General features: G+C 69.5%; 14 protein-coding genes. 8 read left to right on the forward strand and 6 right to left on the reverse strand.

Going from position 1 to position 11521, the window contains the following annotated elements:
* Positions 1–27 precede the first annotated feature (27 nt).
* Positions 28–987, reverse strand: a complete 960-nt coding sequence (locus Mterra_RS05050; protein ID WP_119314182.1) for a MerR family transcriptional regulator — start codon at positions 985–987, stop codon at positions 28–30.
* 48 nt (positions 988–1035) lie between these two features.
* On the opposite strand from Mterra_RS05050, the gene Mterra_RS05055 reads away from it, so the two are divergent.
* The gene (locus tag Mterra_RS05055) at positions 1036–1803 is read left to right on the forward strand and encodes a hypothetical protein (RefSeq protein WP_119314183.1); all 768 of its coding nucleotides are present in this window, start codon (positions 1036–1038) and stop codon (positions 1801–1803) included.
* 56 nt (positions 1804–1859) lie between these two features.
* Positions 1860–2762, forward strand: coding sequence for a DUF2268 domain-containing putative Zn-dependent protease (locus Mterra_RS05060; RefSeq protein ID WP_119314184.1), 903 nt, complete (start codon positions 1860–1862; stop codon positions 2760–2762).
* 131 nt (positions 2763–2893) lie between these two features.
* Here the strand turns inward: Mterra_RS05060 and tgt are convergent, their stop codons facing one another.
* The 3 genes from tgt to Mterra_RS05075 are packed head-to-tail and all read right to left on the reverse strand — an operon-like array spanning position 2894 to position 5777.
* On the reverse strand, positions 2894–4045 hold the full coding sequence (tgt, locus tag Mterra_RS05065; RefSeq protein ID WP_119314185.1) for a tRNA guanosine(34) transglycosylase Tgt: 1152 nt from the start codon (positions 4043–4045) through the stop codon (positions 2894–2896).
* A 50-nt stretch (positions 4046–4095) separates the two neighbouring features.
* Positions 4096–5271, reverse strand: a complete 1176-nt coding sequence (locus Mterra_RS05070; protein WP_119314186.1) for a hypothetical protein — start codon at positions 5269–5271, stop codon at positions 4096–4098.
* On the reverse strand, positions 5271–5777 hold the full coding sequence (locus tag Mterra_RS05075) for a DUF4384 domain-containing protein (RefSeq protein WP_119314187.1): 507 nt from the start codon (positions 5775–5777) through the stop codon (positions 5271–5273). The genes Mterra_RS05070 and Mterra_RS05075 overlap by 1 nt, the downstream gene beginning before the upstream one ends.
* Before the next feature lie 70 nt (positions 5778–5847).
* On the opposite strand from Mterra_RS05075, the gene crcB reads away from it, so the two are divergent.
* From crcB to Mterra_RS05100, 5 genes are all read left to right on the forward strand, one after another.
* Positions 5848–6222 (forward strand): fluoride efflux transporter CrcB, encoded by a 375-nt coding sequence (crcB, locus tag Mterra_RS05080; protein WP_119314188.1) that lies wholly within the window; start codon positions 5848–5850, stop codon positions 6220–6222.
* Positions 6223–6225: 3 nt separating this feature from the next.
* Positions 6226–6561 carry a DUF190 domain-containing protein gene (locus Mterra_RS05085; RefSeq protein WP_119314189.1) on the forward strand — a complete coding sequence of 112 codons (336 nt, stop codon included), beginning with the start codon at positions 6226–6228 and terminating at the stop codon, positions 6559–6561.
* A 159-nt stretch (positions 6562–6720) separates the two neighbouring features.
* The gene (locus Mterra_RS05090) at positions 6721–7278 is read left to right on the forward strand and encodes a glycoside hydrolase family 61 protein (RefSeq protein WP_147372554.1); all 558 of its coding nucleotides are present in this window, start codon (positions 6721–6723) and stop codon (positions 7276–7278) included.
* A gap of 105 nt (positions 7279–7383) precedes the next feature.
* Positions 7384–7887, forward strand: a complete 504-nt coding sequence (locus Mterra_RS05095; RefSeq protein ID WP_147372555.1) for a hypothetical protein — start codon at positions 7384–7386, stop codon at positions 7885–7887.
* 56 nt (positions 7888–7943) lie between these two features.
* Positions 7944–8543 carry a sulfite oxidase-like oxidoreductase gene (locus Mterra_RS05100; protein WP_119314192.1) on the forward strand — a complete coding sequence of 200 codons (600 nt, stop codon included), beginning with the start codon at positions 7944–7946 and terminating at the stop codon, positions 8541–8543.
* Positions 8544–8647: 104 nt separating this feature from the next.
* Here the strand turns inward: Mterra_RS05100 and Mterra_RS05105 are convergent, their stop codons facing one another.
* Positions 8648–9739 carry a BMP family lipoprotein gene (locus Mterra_RS05105; protein WP_119314193.1) on the reverse strand — a complete coding sequence of 364 codons (1092 nt, stop codon included), beginning with the start codon at positions 9737–9739 and terminating at the stop codon, positions 8648–8650.
* A 224-nt stretch (positions 9740–9963) separates the two neighbouring features.
* Between Mterra_RS05105 and Mterra_RS05110 the strand changes: the two genes are divergently transcribed.
* Positions 9964–10425 (forward strand): hypothetical protein, encoded by a 462-nt coding sequence (locus Mterra_RS05110; protein ID WP_119314194.1) that lies wholly within the window; start codon positions 9964–9966, stop codon positions 10423–10425.
* A 188-nt stretch (positions 10426–10613) separates the two neighbouring features.
* Here the strand turns inward: Mterra_RS05110 and Mterra_RS05115 are convergent.
* Positions 10614–11521: ABC transporter permease (locus tag Mterra_RS05115; protein ID WP_147372556.1), on the reverse strand; the 908-nt coding region annotated here is incomplete at its 5' end.

Here is an 11521-nt window from a genome sequence, read left to right on the forward strand (position 1 = left end):
CCTCGGCCCTCGACAAGGGGCCTGCCACTAGCCGCCGGCCCCCTGTTTCCTACCAACGGCGGCGCTCGAGCGCAACCCCTCGAGCAGCCAGTCCATGGCCTGGGCCAGGGGCGGGGGCTGGTACTGCCAGCCCTTGAGCACGGCGATGAGCTGCCAGTAGCGGTGCATGCGGGGGTCGGTGGAGGCCTCGAGCTGCTCGAGCAGCCAGCGGGCGAAGCCGGGTCCGGCGGTGCGGCCTGAGGCCTGGGCGAGGGCGGTCAGCCAGCCCCGGACCACCTCCTGACCCCGGGGGCTCTGCGGGGAGTGGCCCTGACGGATGGCCTCGAGCGCCGCCCGCAGCCAGGGCTCGCTGGCCTCCTGCCAATGGGCCCAGCCCGTGCCCGAGGCGTCGAGGTGGTCGGCGAGGCGGGCCTGGTTTTCCAGCACCTCCAAGAAGGCGGGGTCGGAGGCGATCCCGGCGAGCTCGAGCCAGGCCTCGAGCTCGGCCTCGCCGAGCTCTTCGGGCAGCTCGAGCACGGCGGCCCGCCAGACTTCGGGGTCGCCGCGCCGGCCGCCCAGGCCGCGCTGGAGGTGCCGGGCCAGGAAGTCCTCGCGCTCGAGCCGGTCGAGCCGGGCCAGGGCGTGCATGCGGTTGAGGCGGGAGAGCAGGGCGGGCTCGTCGCCGCCGAGCACGGCCCGCAGCACGGTGTGCTGGCGCTTGAGGGAGCGGATCTGGACCTCCAGCGCCTCGACCTGGAGCCGCACCGCGTCGGCGGGGGAGAGCTCGCCGGCGAGCAGGCGGGCGATGGTCTGGAGGTCGAAGCCCACGCCGCGCAGGGTGCGCACGAGCTCGAGGCGCGCGCAGTCGGCGTCGGAGTAGAGCCGGTAGCCGGCCTCCGTGACCGACGACGGCGGCAACACGCCGATATCGGAGTAGTAGCGGATGGTCTGCACGGGCAACCCGCTGAGCTTGGCGACCTCGCCGATGGTGTACAATCCCCGCTGCATCTTGACCCTCCAGTCACTACAGAGTTTAGCCTGAACGCGGTGAGCGGTATGCCCTTCGAGTACGTCCCCCTGCTGCACGTCCAGCGCGAGATCTACGCGGTCCCGCGCGGCATGGAGCGCTTCAGGAAGTACCTCCAGACCCTGCTCGACCCCGCGGGCGACGACTTGGCGCTGCCGCCCCTGGCGGCCATCAACCCCATGGGCAAGGAGCACGTCGCCGCCTACGTGGACGCGCTGCTCGAGCTGGGCGCGGAGGCCGTGGCGGCCCAGGCCACCGAGGAGGCGAACCGGCGGCTCGGCCTGGAACCCGCCCTCAAGGTCTCGCTGGCCGTCCTCGACGACCTCAAGGGCGGCTGGACCGACCGCCCCGCCTACGAGCTGGGCTTCCTGAGCTCCGAACCCCGGGCCCTGCTCAAGCGCCCCTGGCTCGCCCTCCCCTGCTGGACCTCCGAGGCGCCCTCGAGGGCCTCCGTGCGCCGGGCGACCCTGAGCACGCTGTACCGCTACGCCCACCTGCTGCGGCGCGGGAGGCCGCGCACCCTGGGGCAGCTTCTGTGGGCCGAAGGCCACGCCCTGGCCTTCGCCGGGGTGCAGCCCTGGCTCGAGGAGGAGGAACTGGCCTACACCCGCGCGGTCGTCGCGCCGTACCGCGACTCGGGCCGCTACCCCACCCTCTTCGCCTGCCTCTTCGGGGACGAGGCCGCGAAGGCTTCGGGCCACGCGCCCCTGGGGCTCTCCCCCCGGGCCGGCTCCGGCCTGGCGCTGGCGGAGGCGCTCGAGTCGGGCCTGACCCCCGAGGCGGCCTTGACCCTCTAGCCGCTGGAGACCCTACCCTATCTCCCCGTGGGCCCACAGGCCCGGAGGAGGACGCCATGCAGATCATTCCTATCGACGGGCTGAGCCGCCAGCGCGCGGCGTTGGAGGCCCCGCCCGAGCGGCGGCTCGAGGTGTTCCGCGAGGCCATGGAGGAGCTGGGCCCGTTCTGGAAGCCCTTCGCCCAGCGCATGCCCCCGGCCGGGCCCTCCGGCGACCCCGCCCTCGCCGCCGCCCAGGCGTTCGGCTTCTACAACCCCACCGAGGACGTGGAGGCCGGGCTGCGGGCCCTCGACGCCTTCGAGCAGGCCGGGACCTGGCAAGCCTGCGTGCGGGCCACCCAGGACGCCCTGGCCCGGCTCGACCCGGCGGCGCACGGGCTCGAGCCGGCCCCCGTCCGCTTCACCCTGCTGCTGGGCAGCCCCCGCGTCCTGCGGCCCGAGTACGGGGCCTACACCGGCTTCCAGGCCCCCGGGATGGCCCTGGTGATGGGCTGGCCCAACCCCACCGGCCTGCCCCGCCTGCCCGTAGCCGCCGCCCACGAGCTCAACCACATCGTGCGCTTCCAGCACGAGCCCTGGACCCCCGAGACCACCGTGGGCCAGTACATGGTGGCCGAGGGGCTGGCCGAGGCCTTCGGGGTGGAGGTGGCGGGCGACGAAAGCCTGGTGGGGCCCTACTCCACGGCGCTGAGCGCACAGCAGCTCGAGGCCCTCAAGCCCCGCTTCGCCGAGGCGCTCGAGGCCACCGGCTTCGACACCCTGCGCGGCTACGTCTTCGGCGACTGGGCCGCCGAGCAGTTCGGCTACCCCAAGCAGGGCATCCCCGACTACGCCGGCTACACCTTCGGCTACGCGGTGGTGCGGGCCTTCTTGCACCGCACCGGCACGAGCGCGGCCGAGGCCACGTACCTGCCCTGGCGGCAGATCGTGGAGGAGTCGGGGTTTTTCGCGCGGCGGTAGCTGACGCGGGGCGCGGGCGGTGCGTCGTACGTCCTACGCCGTACGCCAAACGCAAAACGCCAAACGCAAGACGCCAGACGCCTTGGCCCTAGACCCTTGACCAGCTATCGGCTACCGACCATCGACACCCCCTACCAATGCCCCCCCTCCTCGAGCGCTCCCCGGAACCACCCCGGCACCTCGCCGCCGAAGCGCCGGCGGGCGAAGTCGCGGGCGAAGTCGCCGTAGCGGCCCTCGCGGATGGCGGCGCGGGCCTGCTCCATCAGGCGGTGGAGGTAGCGGAGGTTGTGCAGCGAGAGCATGCGCAGGCCCAGCATCTCGTCGGCGCGCACCAGGTGGGCGAGGTAGGCGCGGCTGAAGTGGCGGCAGGCGTAGCAGTCGCACTCGGGGTCGATGGGCTTGGGGTCGTCGAGGTGGCGGGTGAGCTTGAGGTTGAGCCGCCCCTCGGGGAGGAGGGCGTAGCCGAAGCGCCCGGTGCGGGTGGGGTACACGCAGTCGAACATGTCCACGCCCAGGGCCACCGAGGCCACCAGGTCTTCGGGGTGGCCCACGCCCATCAGGTAGCGGGGCTTGTGCTCGGGGAGGAGGCGGGTGGAGAGCCCGACGGCCGGGTACATGCCCTCCTTGGGCTCGCCCACCGCCAGCCCGCCGATGGCGAAGCCGGGGGTGTCGAAGGGCACGGTGGCCTCGGCGCTCACGCGGCGCAGCTCGAGGTCCACCCCCCCTTGGGCGATGGCGAAGAGGGCCTGATCCGGGCGGGTCTTGGCCCCCAGGCAGCGCTCGAGCCAGCGCAGGGTGCGCTCGATGGACTCCTTGAGGTACTCGCGGGCGGCGGGGTAGGGCGGGCACTCGTCGAAGGCCATGATGACGTCGGCGCCCAGCGCCTCCTGCGTGGCGACGCTCTTCTCGGGGGTGAGCTCGATGAGGTCGCCGTTGATGTGGCTCTGGAACACCACCCCCTCCTCGCTGATGCGCCGCATGTGGCCCAGGCTCATCACCTGGAAGCCGCCGGAGTCGGTGAGCCAGGGGCCGGCGTAGGCGGCGAAGCCGTGCAGGCCGCCCAGCGCCCGCACCCGCTCGGGGCCGGGGCGCAGCAGCAGGTGGTAGGTGTTGCCCAGAACGACCTGGCTGCCGATGTCGCGCAGCTCCTGCGGGCTGATCCCCTTCACGCTGCCCAGGGTGCCCACCGGCATGAACAGCGGGGTCTGTACGGGGCCGTGGGGCGTTTCGAACACGCCGGTGCGGGCGCGGCCGGCTCGAGCGGTGATCGCGAAGGAAAACACCCGGTATTCTAGCCGAATACCGGGCGCTCTCGACCGTGGGGGCTGGCGTCTTACTGGCAAGTGCTCGCGCTGCAGCTATAGTCCTTGCCCGCGTCGTAGGTGAGGGCGCTGGTGCCGAGCTCGAGGCCCTTCCCCAGCACCTTGAACCCGGCCGAGACCGCGCCGCTGGCCCCCAGGCCCGCCCGCACGGTGGCGGTGGCCGGGGCCGGCTTGAAGGTCATGCCCACGTAGGGCTTGGCCTCGAGGGTGGGCCCCGCCACCCCGTAGAGCTTCACGTCCAGCACCATCTTGGCGTAGAGCTGGCCGTTGCCGTTGCTGGGCACGCTGTAGCTGAAGGAGGGGTTGAGGTTGAAGCTGGGCGGCGTCCACACCCCCACCCACTTCTTCTCGGCGTCGCGGTCGTACTTCACCCCGGCGTTGACGCTGAGCGTGGGCTGGATGCCGGCCTGGATGGTCACCTGGTTGTCGGCCCCGCCCGAAGCCCCCACCACCAGGCGCGGCGTGACCACCACCACCACCGGCACCGCACCCACCAGGAAGGCTTGGCGCAGCGGGGCGAACTGCGCGATCTGCTTCTCGGTGCCCGCCGCAAGGCTGAACTTCTTGTCGGCCACGATCTTGGCCTGGAGCGAGGCGGTGAGGCTCCCGGAGAGCGCGGCCTCGAAAACGTCCACGCTGGGCACGCCGCTGCCGGCGGCCTTGTTGATGACCAGCCGGAACTTCGGGCTGAGCTTCTGCTGCACGAAGCCGTTGAGGGTCACGGTCACCCCCTGCACCGGCTGGAAGCTCACGTTGCTGATGTTGATCTTCCCGGTCACGTCCTGCACGCTCACGCCGGGCAGCGCCTGCACCAGGCTGTCCTCCCCGATCTGCAGGTCGCCGAAGTCCAGGCTGGCGTCGCCCGCGGCCACGGCCTCCTCGAGGCTGGCCTCCTCGGTCTTGAGGTAGACCTTGCGCACGATCTGCGCGCCCACCTGCCGCGACTCGACGGTGGTCGCCTCGGTGATGCGGCGCACCAGCCCGTCGCCCTCGTCGCTCACGACCAGTTGGCCGCTCTTGAGCTCCTTGTCGGTCTGCACGTACATCTCGTTGGCGGCCACCGAGTCCACCTCGGCCTCGGGGAGCACCACCGCGTTGGGGTTAAGGCTGAAGCCGCCCGGCTCAGGCGGGGTGCAGCCGGCGAGCAGGGCCAGCAGGGCTACCGTGCCGATCAGGAACCTGCGCATCACTGCACCGCCTCGAGGGTGGTCTCCGCCACGTCGCGCACGGCGGCCTGGCTGAGGTAAGCCTGGGTCTGCTGGTCGAGCTCTTCAGGGCTGAGCTTGCCGCGGAAGAGGCCCGGCGCCGAGACCGGCACGTCGGTGAAGAGCAGGCGGAAGCGCGAGGTCCCGGTAGGCGGCAGCACCAAATAGGTGGCCTGTCCCTGGGCGGTGACGTCGGTCTTGAGGGGAAAGGTGTGGGCACCCGCCTCGAGCCGCACGTTGCGCTCGAGCACCACCGTGGTGGTGTCGGGGTCAACGGTGATCAAGGTGACGTAGCCCGGCCGGCTCAGGGTGAAGCTGAAGAAGGCCCGCTCGCGCAGCTTGTACTTCCCGCCCGCCCCGCGGTCGGGGGCGAAGCCGCTGATGACGGGCTGCAAGCCCCACTCGGCCCGCTGGGCGTCGCTCACGCCGAGCCTCGGGGCGCAGCCGGCGAGGACCGCCGTCAGGATCAGTACGCTGAAAAACCTCATCGCCAGAGTTTACCAGCGGGGGCCGAAACCCGGCTTAAGCTGGCGTTGAGCTTGTTGCTATACTCCGCCCATGAAGCTGCTGCTGGTGATGCTGGGCGGGGCGCTGGGCTCGGCGCTGCGCTACGGCCTGGGGGCCTGGGTCCAGGCCTGGGCCGGGCCCGGCTTCCCCTGGAGCACCTTCCTCGTCAACACGAGCGGCAGCTTCCTCATCGGCGCGGTGCTGCGGCTGAGCCTGGAGGGCGGCCTCTCCGCCGAGGCACGGCTGTTCCTGGCGGTGGGGCTTTTGGGCGGCTACACCACCTTCTCCACCTTTAGCTGGGAGACCCTGACCCTGCTGCAGGGCGGGGAGTGGCTGCGGGCTTGGGGCTACGTCTTGGGCAGCGTCGTGCTGGGCTTCGCGGCGGTGCTGGCGGGGTACTGGCTGGGCGGCCGGCTGGGGGGTTGAGCGATGAGGCTCGAGGGGGAAGCCAAGCTTTTGCGCGTCTTCATCGGCGAGAGCGACAAGTGGCAGGGCCGCCCGCTCTACGAGGCCATCGTGCTCGAGGCCAAGCGGCACGGCTTGGCCGGGGCCACCGTGTTCAAGGGGGTCATGGGCTTCGGGGCGCACTCGCGCATCCACAGCGCCAAGCTCCTCCAGCTCTCCGAAGACCTGCCCCTCATGATCGAGATCGTGGACAGCGACGAGAAGATCCGGGCCTTCCTCCCGGTGCTCGACGCCATGGTGCGGGAAGGGTTGGTGACGCTCGAGCGCGTCGAGGTGATCCGCTACAGCGGCAGCGGATAAGGCAGGGCACAGCCTAGGCTGGGAAAGAGCCGTTTTGTCAACAGGTCCCCATTCGCTCGGCCGTTGGAGACCTACAATTCCGGCATGAGATTGGCAAGCTTGTATTTGGCGGGTTTGTTAATTCCACTCGTGGCTTGTGCCCCCGTTCTTCAGGGGAGTGTGCTCGAGCAGCCCCTGCGGCCGGATACGTCCGGAAGCGTCACCGTGACGGGTGGCGGGCGCTGGTTCGTCCGGGCGACCTACGACCGCGAGGAGTGGGTCTTGCGGATGGTGCAGCGGTGGGAAGGGGATCGCTGGGTCACCACTGGGCGCGACCTCTCCCGCTTGGGGGACTTCCCGGTGGTTTGGGGGCGGCCGCTGTACTACTTCGACGCGGAGATCGACCCCGCCCGGCTGGCGGAAGGGCAGACAGAGCGGGTCCTGATCGGGAGCTTCGTGCCCTGCGTCCTCGAACTCCCGGAGGGCTGGCGCTTCTCGCTGCCCCGCCAGGAGGGAGTCGTGACCATCCTGGAGCGGCAGGACCGCCCCTACCCGCAGAGCCCGGGCGTATGGCGTCAGGTGGAGGTTCGCTTCCGGACCTCGCTCGAGCTTGTTTACAACCTGGATCTGCCTGCCGACACCCCGCCCGGGCAGTACCTGGTGCGCGTCGAGCTGAACAACGCCGTCATGCCCGACCGACGGCTCGAGGTGGCGTTGCCTGTAAACGTGGTGCCCTAAGCAGGAGAACCAAAGGTCATCGCGCACTTGACTTTGCATTCACTCCTGATACGCTGCTGACAGCGGTGAAAGCTTATTGTTCAGCCTATCGAGGAGGAAAGCAGAGTGAAAAGGTATCTTGTCTTCGCGGTTCTTGCGCTGATCGCCCTTAACGCGTGCGTGCCCGCCGGAGGATCACAGTACAGCCCGCTGGAAGCCCAAGCCCCTTTGGGTTCGGTGAAAATCCCTGCTGGGCAGACCTCCTATGTGGCCGTCGAGTATGGGGCGAGCTATTGGGACATCCCTACGAGCACTATTCGCCAGGTCTTGCCCGCCAACTTCAGCAGTTCAACCCGCGCAGGCGAAGTTACGCGCGGGGTCATGGGGGGGTTCAAGGTCGAAAATCTCAAGGTATCGAACGGCTGGAAGGTGGAACTCGCCGCCTCTAACGCCAAGCGCCGTATCACCGACGTAGACAGCACCTCCGTCTATTTCCGCGACACGGTCGAGCTAGTGTTCGCGGTGACCCCCGCTGCCGGCGACCCGGGGGCACTTGTGCTGATGGACGTACGCTACGGAAGCCAGGTTAAGCCCGTCATGCTCACCATCACCGTGACTCAGGGCAAGTAGCAACGAATGTACCCTCCCTTACCCGGCCCCTAGGGGGCTGGGTCTATCGTTGGGCTATGTTCGGCAAATTCCTCAAGAAGTCCCGCGACGAGGAGGAGGGGCGGGTCCCCCCCGGGCAGGTGCTCACCGAGAAATTCCCGGTGCTGACCTACGGCCCTACCCCCAGCCTGAAGCCCGAAGAGGTCAAGGTATCCCTCACGGGCCTGCTGGAGCAGCCCCTCGAGCTCTCCTGGGCCGAGCTCATGGCCCTGCCCCAGTCCGAGCTCACCGCCGACTTCCACTGCGTCACCCGCTGGAGCAAGCTCGACGTGCGGTGGCGGGGCGTGAAGGTGCTCGACCTGATGAGCCAGGTCCGGCTCGAGCCGCAGGCCAGCGCGGTCTTGATCCACTGCTACGGCGGCTACACCACCAACCTCACCCTCGACGACTTCCTCCGCCCGGAGAACCTGCTCGCCCACACCCTCTTCGGCGAGCCCATCCCCCGCGACCACGGCGGCCCCCTGCGCCTCATCGTGCCCCACCTCTACGCCTGGAAGAGCGCCAAGTGGCTGCGCGGCTTCGAGTTCACCCAGGGCGAGAAGCTGGGCTTCTGGGAGGTCAACGGATACCACCGGAGGGGGGATCCTTGGAAGGAAGAGCGGTTCAGTGAGGAGTGAGGCGGTCGTGCGCCATACGCGATACGCCTAACGCGTGTCCTACGTCGTACGTCGTGCGCCTTGGCCCTCGACGAACCTCGAGCTGACCGCTGACGGCTTACCGGCTACCGGGTGTCCGGCACCTTGATCTGGCCGCTGATGACGGCCTTCTTTAGGGCCTCGAGCTCGCGGCGGAGGGCGTCGGGGATGAGGGCCTGGTTGAAGGGGTCGAGGGCGAAGTCCAGGCCGCCCTCCTTGAGGCCCAGGCTCACGATGCCGCCTTTGAAGGTTCCCTTGACCACGGCTTCCACGGCGCGGAAGGCGGCCACGTCCACCTTCTTGAGCATGCAGGTGAGGGCGTGGTTGAGGGTCTGGGGGTTGGAGTCGGTGTCGCCCAGGAAGTTGAGGTTGCCGTCGCCGCCGATGAAGAACATGGGGCGGGTGTTGCCCGCGCAGGCCTGGGCATAGGCGGCGTACTTGGGCACCGTGCGGAAGGGGTCGCGGATGAAGCGGACGCCCCTGGGCAGGTCGCCGGCCTTGAGGCAGCGGGTCTCCTTGACGTAGTTGAACACCCCCAGCCCGCTCGCGCCGGCGGCGGCGTAGATGATGTCGGCGCCCTGGGCTTTTTGCAGGCCGGCGATCTCCTTGGCCTTGGCCGGGTCGTTGAAGGCGGCCGGGGTGTTGCCCACGTAGTTGGCGATCACCCGGCAGGTGGGGCAGGCCTTCTTGACCCCCTCGCGGTAGCCCACCTCGAACTTGTGGATGAGGGGGATGTCCATGCCCCCGACGAAGCCCACCACCCCGGTCTGGGTCAGGCGGCCGGCGATGTAGCCCACCAAGAAGGTGCCCTCGTTCTCGCGGAACACCAGGCTTTGCACGTTGGGCGCCTCGGAGACGCTGTCGATGAGGGCGAACTTGGTGTCCTTGAACTCCTTGGCGGTGGCGGTGATGCCCGGCTCGGTGGCGAAGCCCACCCCGATGATGAGGTCGAAGCCCTCCTCGGCGAACTTGCGCACCCCCGGCAGCACCTGGGAGGGGTCGCCGGGCTCGAAGTCGTAGAGCAGGGCCTTGAGCTGCTGGGCGGCCCGCTGGGCCCCGGCGTAGGCCACGCCGTTGAAGGTGGGGTCGTTCTTGCCCCCCGTGTCGAAGGCCATGCCCACCCGGACCTGGGCCGAAGCCAGCCCGCACAGCACGAGCAGCGCGATCCACGGTTTCATATGCCCGAGTATAGCCACCGGCCCCGCCCCGGCGGTAGCGTGTCTCAAGGTTGGATTGAGGGCGCGATACCGGATTCAAAAAGATAATCATCCAACCCAGAACCCTGGAGGCTATCTTTTTGGACCCTAGAGCACTCCCTTCAGTCGGGTTAGTTCGCCGCCATCCGGCGCCGAACTAACCGAATCTGGTATGAAAACCCCTCCGGGCGCTAGGCTATGGGGGTATGCGCCCTTACCTCGTGCTGCTCGCGCTGTTGTGGGGAATGGCCTCGGCCCAGAGCTACGAGCCCAACCGCCTCTTCGTCGGGGCGGGCCTGGACTTCAACTGGCTGGCGGGCTCGAGCTACCCCTCGCTCACCTTCCAGGCAGGCGATTACGACCTCTTCGGCTCGCTCGGCCTGAGGGCCCACGTCGGCTTCGGCCAGGGCTCGGTGGGCTTCTTCGAGTTCGGCCTCCACGCCCTTAGCGCCCTCGGCCAGGGCCGCTTCTTCCCCTACGGCGGCGGCGGCGTGGGCGTGATCTTCGGCGGCGGGGTGGCGCTGTGGGGCCTCGAGGGCGTGGCCGGCGCCGAGTTCTTCGTCAACCCCGCCCTCAGCATCGGCGCCGAGATCGCCCCCTCGCTCTACCTCGCCAACGGCTCAGCCGTGCTCGGCTTCCGCCTGCGCCTGGGGCCGAATTTGCGCTGAGCAGGATAGAACAGAAAGCCCGTGCCCTGTGGCTTGTCGAGGGTCTAGGGCCGAGGGCCAAGGCGTCTTGCGTTTGGCGTTTGGCGTTTTGCGTCTCGCGTCTTGCGTCTTGCGTCTCGCGTACGACGTAGGACGTACGACCCGCCCCCGGCGTCCGGCCATCGGCTACCGGCTATCGCCCACCGACATCACCTCAACACCTCCCCCGGCTTGACCCGCAGCGCCCGCACGAGCGGGAGCAGCGAGGCCAGGATCACCACCAGCAGGCTCATCGCCGAGACCCAGACGAAGTCGCTGGCCTTGATGTCCACGGGGAGGCTGGTGATGAAGTAGAGGTCGCCGGGGATGCGGATGGGGCGCCAGGCGAAGTAGCTCGACAGGCCCCAGCCCAGCAGGTTGCCCAGGACCACGCCGCCCGCGCCCAGCAGGACGCCCTCGAGCGCGAACACCCCCGCCACCTGGAGGCCCCGCGCGCCCAGCACGCGCAGCAGGGCGATGTCGGGGGTTTTTTCCACCACCGCCAGCACCAGCACGTTGGCCATGCCCAGCGCGGCCACGCCCACGATGAGGAAGACGATGATCCCGCTGACGCGCTTCTGCAGGGCGAGCTGCTCGATGAGCGTGCGGTAGTTGCTCTGCCAGGTCTGGGGGAGGTAGTCGCTGCCGCCGATGGCCCGCCCGACCTCGTAGGCGCGGTCGGGGTCGCGCACGCGCGCCTGGTAGCCGCTGATGGCGCCGGGCAGGCCCAGGAGCTTGCGGTTGTCCTCGAGCGTCGTGAAGGCGTAGCCCGCGTCGAGCAGGGCGTTGCCGGTGCTGAAGGTGCCCACGACCTCGAGCGTCACCCGGGTCTGGTCGATGGACAGCGCGACGAGCTTGTCGCCGGTGAAGGCGGCCAGGCTGCGGGCCAGCATGCTGCCCAGCACGACGGTGCCGGGTTTGAGCTGGCTCAGGTCGATGTCGGGGTAGACGGCGGCGCCCCCCTCGCCCAGCCCGATCAGGGTGGCGAAGTCCACCCCCGCGCCGCGCCCCTCCTCGGCGCGGCGGGTCAGCAGCGCCTTGGCCGCCAGGAAGGGGGCCTGGGCCAGCACCTCGGGGT

The sequence above is a fragment of the Calidithermus terrae genome, assembly GCF_003574345.1.
Classification (GTDB): Bacteria; Deinococcota; Deinococci; order Deinococcales; family Thermaceae; genus Calidithermus; species Calidithermus chliarophilus.

Bases quoted from the DNA above. Each gene is read 5' to 3' on its own strand.
- Mterra_RS05050 (WP_119314182.1), bottom strand. From the start codon at position 987: ATGCAGCGGGGATTGTACACCATCGGCGAGGTCGCCAAGCTCAGCGGG.
- Mterra_RS05085 (WP_119314189.1), top strand. From the start codon at position 6,226: ATGAGGCTCGAGGGGGAAGCCAAGCTTTTGCGCGTCTTCATCGGCGAG.
- Mterra_RS05055 (WP_119314183.1), top strand. From the start codon at position 1,036: ATGCCCTTCGAGTACGTCCCCCTGCTGCACGTCCAGCGCGAGATCTAC.
- crcB (WP_119314188.1), top strand. From the start codon at position 5,848: ATGAAGCTGCTGCTGGTGATGCTGGGCGGGGCGCTGGGCTCGGCGCTG.
- Mterra_RS05060 (WP_119314184.1), top strand. From the start codon at position 1,860: ATGCAGATCATTCCTATCGACGGGCTGAGCCGCCAGCGCGCGGCGTTG.
- Mterra_RS05100 (WP_119314192.1), top strand. From the start codon at position 7,944: ATGTTCGGCAAATTCCTCAAGAAGTCCCGCGACGAGGAGGAGGGGCGG.
- Mterra_RS05110 (WP_119314194.1), top strand. From the start codon at position 9,964: ATGCGCCCTTACCTCGTGCTGCTCGCGCTGTTGTGGGGAATGGCCTCG.
- Mterra_RS05075 (WP_119314187.1), bottom strand. From the start codon at position 5,777: ATGAGGTTTTTCAGCGTACTGATCCTGACGGCGGTCCTCGCCGGCTGC.
- Mterra_RS05070 (WP_119314186.1), bottom strand. From the start codon at position 5,271: ATGCGCAGGTTCCTGATCGGCACGGTAGCCCTGCTGGCCCTGCTCGCC.
- Mterra_RS05105 (WP_119314193.1), bottom strand. From the start codon at position 9,739: ATGAAACCGTGGATCGCGCTGCTCGTGCTGTGCGGGCTGGCTTCGGCC.